Below are 4,155 nucleotides of genomic sequence, written 5' to 3'. Positions count from 1 at the left end.
CCGACCGTGGTCTCGCGTCTCGAACGCGATGTGCGTGCGCCTGATGAGGACATCGCTCAGCGTGCACGCCCATTCGTGCGCGATGGCGTAGGACACTTCCGCCATGAGATAGGGAAGTCCGGGGACAATATGCTCGGCATGGTTCGCCTCGTGCGCGGCGTGCTGCCAGACCCGCGTCCACTCGCTGCCGTAGACGTGCATCAGGTGCTCGCTCATCGCGTCGTCGCGCGTGGCGGCAAGAACGTCGGCCAACAGCGCATCGCGTGACGCGAAGTTCCCGCCGGGAAGCGGGGTGTGGGCGCTGTCTCGGGTGTCGCCTGTCGGTACCACGTGGCGCGTCGTGTCACCCAATTCCCGTAGCGCGTGGCGGAATACATCGGCGGCCATCGCCCGATAGGTGGTGAGCTTGCCGCCCGTGACGCTCACCAGGCCATCGGCGCGATGCGTGATCGCGTGTTCACGGCTGGCAGCGTTGGCACTGTGCTCACCCGCGCGCGCTGCGGCGAGCGGACGGATACCGCACCAGGCACTGATCACATCGGCGGGACCAAGTGCCGCGTGCGGGAAGAGCCGATTGGCCGTATCCAGCAGGTACGTCACATCGCGTTCCGTGGCACGAATCTCGTCAGGGCCGTGCTTCGCGGGGCCTTCAGTGGTGCCGATGATCGTATGCGCGCCAGCAGGGAGCACGAACATGACCCGTCCGTCGAGTGGTGACACGATGGTCACGGCGTCGCGATTTCCGATACGGTGCCGTGGCACGAGCACGTGTGTACCGGCTGATCCGAGCACTTGATGACCGCTCGATTCGCCGGTGAGCGCGGCGGTGGCATCGCTCCACGGACCGGTGGCATTGATGACGACCCGGGCCCGTACCTCCAACGTCTGGTTTGCGAGGTGATCGTGCACCAGAGCGCCGGCGAGGCGATGGTGGGCGTTCCGCAGTGGGCCCACCACGCCCGCATGGTTGAGTACCACAGCGCCGCTGGCGCGTGCGCCTCGCGCCGTCGCGAGCGTGAGCCGGGTGTCGTTGGTGGCGGCGTCCCAGTACCGCGCGCCGCCTTCGAGTCGCTCGGTGGCCAACGCCGGCTCGCGGGCCAGAATGCCGGCTGCATCGAGCGATTCGTGATTGCCCACGTTGCGGAACAGGGCCAGCACGTCGTACAGCAGTAGACCGGCGCGCACTTTCCACTTGGGCACGCGCGCGCCGGTGTATACCGGCCAGGTGAACGCGAGGGGGCGCACCAGGTGCGGGGCCAGCGCCATCAGCACGCGCCGCTCGTGACTCGACTCGAACACCATGCCCAGGTGTCCGTGCTCGAGATAGCGCACGCCGCCATGGATGAGCCGTGACGAGCGGCTCGACGTGCCAGCGGCGAAGTCGTCCCGCTCGACGAGGGCCACGCGATACCCGGCCAGCGCCGCCTCGCGCGCGATGCCGCACCCGGTGATGCCGCCACCGATCACCAGGAAGTCGAACGTCTCGCCGACCAGCGCGGTCAGCGCATGGGCCCGCCCAGCACGTCCTTCCACTTGCCGACTGTCCATGCTGCATCATCGTGCCGGGCGCAGCGCTGGGCAAGCGCGGGTGTGCGTCGAATGTCCCCGATGCCGGGGGGCGTAACGGCGGCTACCTTTCCCGCATGCCCACCTTTGGTAACGGGAGACGGGTCGCCATCATCGCGGGCGTGCGCACGCCGTTCGCGCGTTCCGGCACCGCGCTCAAGGATTACACGGCCATCGATCTTGGCCGGTTCGCCGTTGGCGAGCTCGTGCAGCGCACCAGCCTCGACGGCGCCGCCGTCGACCTCCTGGTGTACGGGACCGTCGTGCAGTCGGTGATGGCGCCCAACATCGCGCGCGAAGTGGCGCTCATGCCCCACTTCCCCAAGACGTTGCAGGCGTTCACCGTGAGCCGCGCCTGCGCCTCGGCCAATCAGGCCATCACCGATGCCGCCGATCAGATCGCGCTCGGTCACGCCGACGTGGCGATCGCGGGTGGCAGCGAAAGTCTCACGCAGGTGCCCATCCTGCACTCGCGTGGCATGAGCGATATCCTCGTGGCGGCGTCAAAGGCCAAGAGCATGTCGCAGCGAGTCGCCACGCTGGCGCGCATCCGTCCGAAGGACTTCGTGCCCATCACGCCGGCCATCGCCGAGCCGAGTACCGGTGAATCGATGGGGCAGAGCGCGGACAAGATGGCGAAGATCAACGGCATCTCGCGCGAGGCGCAAGATCGTTTTGCGCTGCGTTCCCATCAGCATGCCGCGCGCGGGCTCGACGACGGGCGGTTGACGGCGGAGATCGCGCCGGTGCCGGTGCCGCCCAAGTACGACGCCATGCTCGCCACCGACAATGGCGTGCGGCGCGACAGCACGTACGAACAGCTGTCATCGCTCAAGCCGGTATTCGACCGGCAGTACGGCACAGTGACGGCGGGCAACGCGTCGCCGCTTACCGACGGCGCGAGTGCGGTGTTGCTCATGAGTGAGGAGCGCGCCAAAGCGCTCGGCTACACACCGCTCGCGTACATCAGGTCGTATGCCTATGCCGCGGTGGATCCGGCCGAGCAGTTGCTGCAGGCACCCGTGCTTGCCGCGCCGCTCGCGCTGTCGCGCGCGGGGCTCTCGCTCGGTGATATCGATCTCGTGGAGATGCACGAGGCCTTCGCGGCGCAGGTGTTGAGCAACATTCAGGGGCTCGCGTCGAAGACGTGGGCGGCGCGCGCGGGCTTGAGCGCGCCGGTGGGTGAAGTGGATCCTGAACGGTTGAACGTGATGGGCGGCTCGCTGTCCATTGGCCACCCGTTCGGCGCCACGGGCGCGCGCGTCCTTACCACGTTATGCAACGAATTGTCACGGCGTGGTGGGCAGTTCGGCATGCTCACGGTGTGCGCGGCGGGCGGCATGGGCCATGCGATGGTGGTGGAGCGCGCATGATGGCGGAGACGCGGAGTAAGGGAGGCGTGGAAGAGATCATTGCCGACACCGAGACCGGGCTGTCGCTCGTCGTCGAGAATGGCGTGGCGATCATCACGTACGATCAGCCGTCGTCGCCGGTGAATACGCTCAACTCGCGGGTGGCGCCGGTGTTCGACCGCCTCTTCACGCGCATCGAACAGGACGCCGCCATTGCCGGGGCGGTGCTCGTGAGCGGCAAGAGCGACACGTGGATCGCCGGCGCCGACATCGAGGAACTCGGGCGCATCGAGAATGCTGCGCAGGGCGAGGCACTCTCGCGTGGCGGGCACGCGTTGCTCGACCGGCTCGCGGCGCTCAAGAAGCCGGTGGTCGCGGCCATTCACGGGGCGGCTCTCGGCGGTGGGCTCGAAGTGGCACTGGCGTGCCGGTATCGCATCGCCACCGAGCATGCCAAAACCGTGCTCGCGCTCCCCGAAGTGCAGCTCGGTCTCATTCCGGGCGCCGGCGGCACGCAGCGATTGCCGCGCACGGTAGGGCTGCAGGCGGCGCTCGACATGATCCTCACCGGGCGTAACATCAAGGCCAGGAAAGCGTGGCAGATGGGGCTCGCACACGAGCTCGTGCATCCCGCCATCCTGCGCGACGTGGCGATGCGCCGCGTGCACGATCTGGCCGCTGGGCGTCCACTGCCGGTGAAGCCGCGCAAAGGGAGCGCCGCGACCGTGTTGCTCGAAGAGAACGCCATCGGCCGCAAGCTCGTGTTCCGCAAGGCGCGCGAAGGCGTGCTCGAGAAAACCAAGGGCAAGTATCCGGCGCCACTCGCCGCCATCGACGTCATTCAGCACGGCTACGCCGAAGGCATGGAGGCGGGGCTACGCGAAGAGGCCCGGGTATTCGGTGAGCTCACCGTGTCACCGGTATCGCGCCAGCTCGCGGGAATCTTCTTTGCCACCACGGCCCTCAAGAAGGACAACGGGCTGCCCGACGGAGTGACCGCCACACCGCGCCCGGTGAAGAAGATCGGCGTGCTCGGCGCTGGCTTCATGGGCGCGGGCATCACTACCGTCGCCGTGCAGGCCGGCACGCAGGTGCGGCTCAAGGACGCGTCGGTCGAACGCCTGGCCAGTGGCTGGCGCGCCGTACGCGACGTCGTGCGCGAACGGCTGCGCAAGCGGCAGATCACCCGGCTGCAGATGGACGACACCATGTCGCTCGTCGGTGGCACCACCGAATA

The 4,155-nt window shown here is 67.9% G+C and carries 3 protein-coding genes; 2 read left to right on the top strand and 1 reads right to left on the bottom strand.

Translation table 11 applies throughout. The features are described from left to right. The coding region (locus ACIQ6O_RS13725) for a glycerol-3-phosphate dehydrogenase/oxidase (protein ID WP_396208352.1) at positions 1–1,548 on the bottom strand (1,548 nt) is incomplete at its 3' end. A 95-nt stretch (positions 1,549–1,643) separates the two neighbouring features. Here ACIQ6O_RS13725 and fadI point away from each other — a divergent pair. Next, positions 1,644–2,939 (top strand): acetyl-CoA C-acyltransferase FadI, encoded by a 1,296-nt coding sequence (gene fadI / locus ACIQ6O_RS13720; RefSeq protein ID WP_396208351.1) that lies wholly within the window; start codon positions 1,644–1,646, stop codon positions 2,937–2,939. Beyond that, positions 2,936–4,155: enoyl-CoA hydratase-related protein (locus ACIQ6O_RS13715; protein WP_396208350.1), on the top strand; the 1,220-nt coding region annotated here is incomplete at its 3' end. The genes fadI and ACIQ6O_RS13715, both read left to right, overlap by 4 nt.

Source organism: Gemmatimonas sp. (assembly GCF_044345575.1).
Taxonomy (GTDB): domain Bacteria; phylum Gemmatimonadota; class Gemmatimonadetes; order Gemmatimonadales; family Gemmatimonadaceae; genus Gemmatimonas.
This window is presented reverse-complemented; position numbering and strand designations above follow the sequence as displayed.

What these genes read in the sequence shown, in the direction of transcription:
- fadI (WP_396208351.1), top strand. Translation starts at nt 1,644, where the DNA reads ATGCCCACCTTTGGTAACGGGAGACGGGTCGCCATCATCGCGGGCGTG.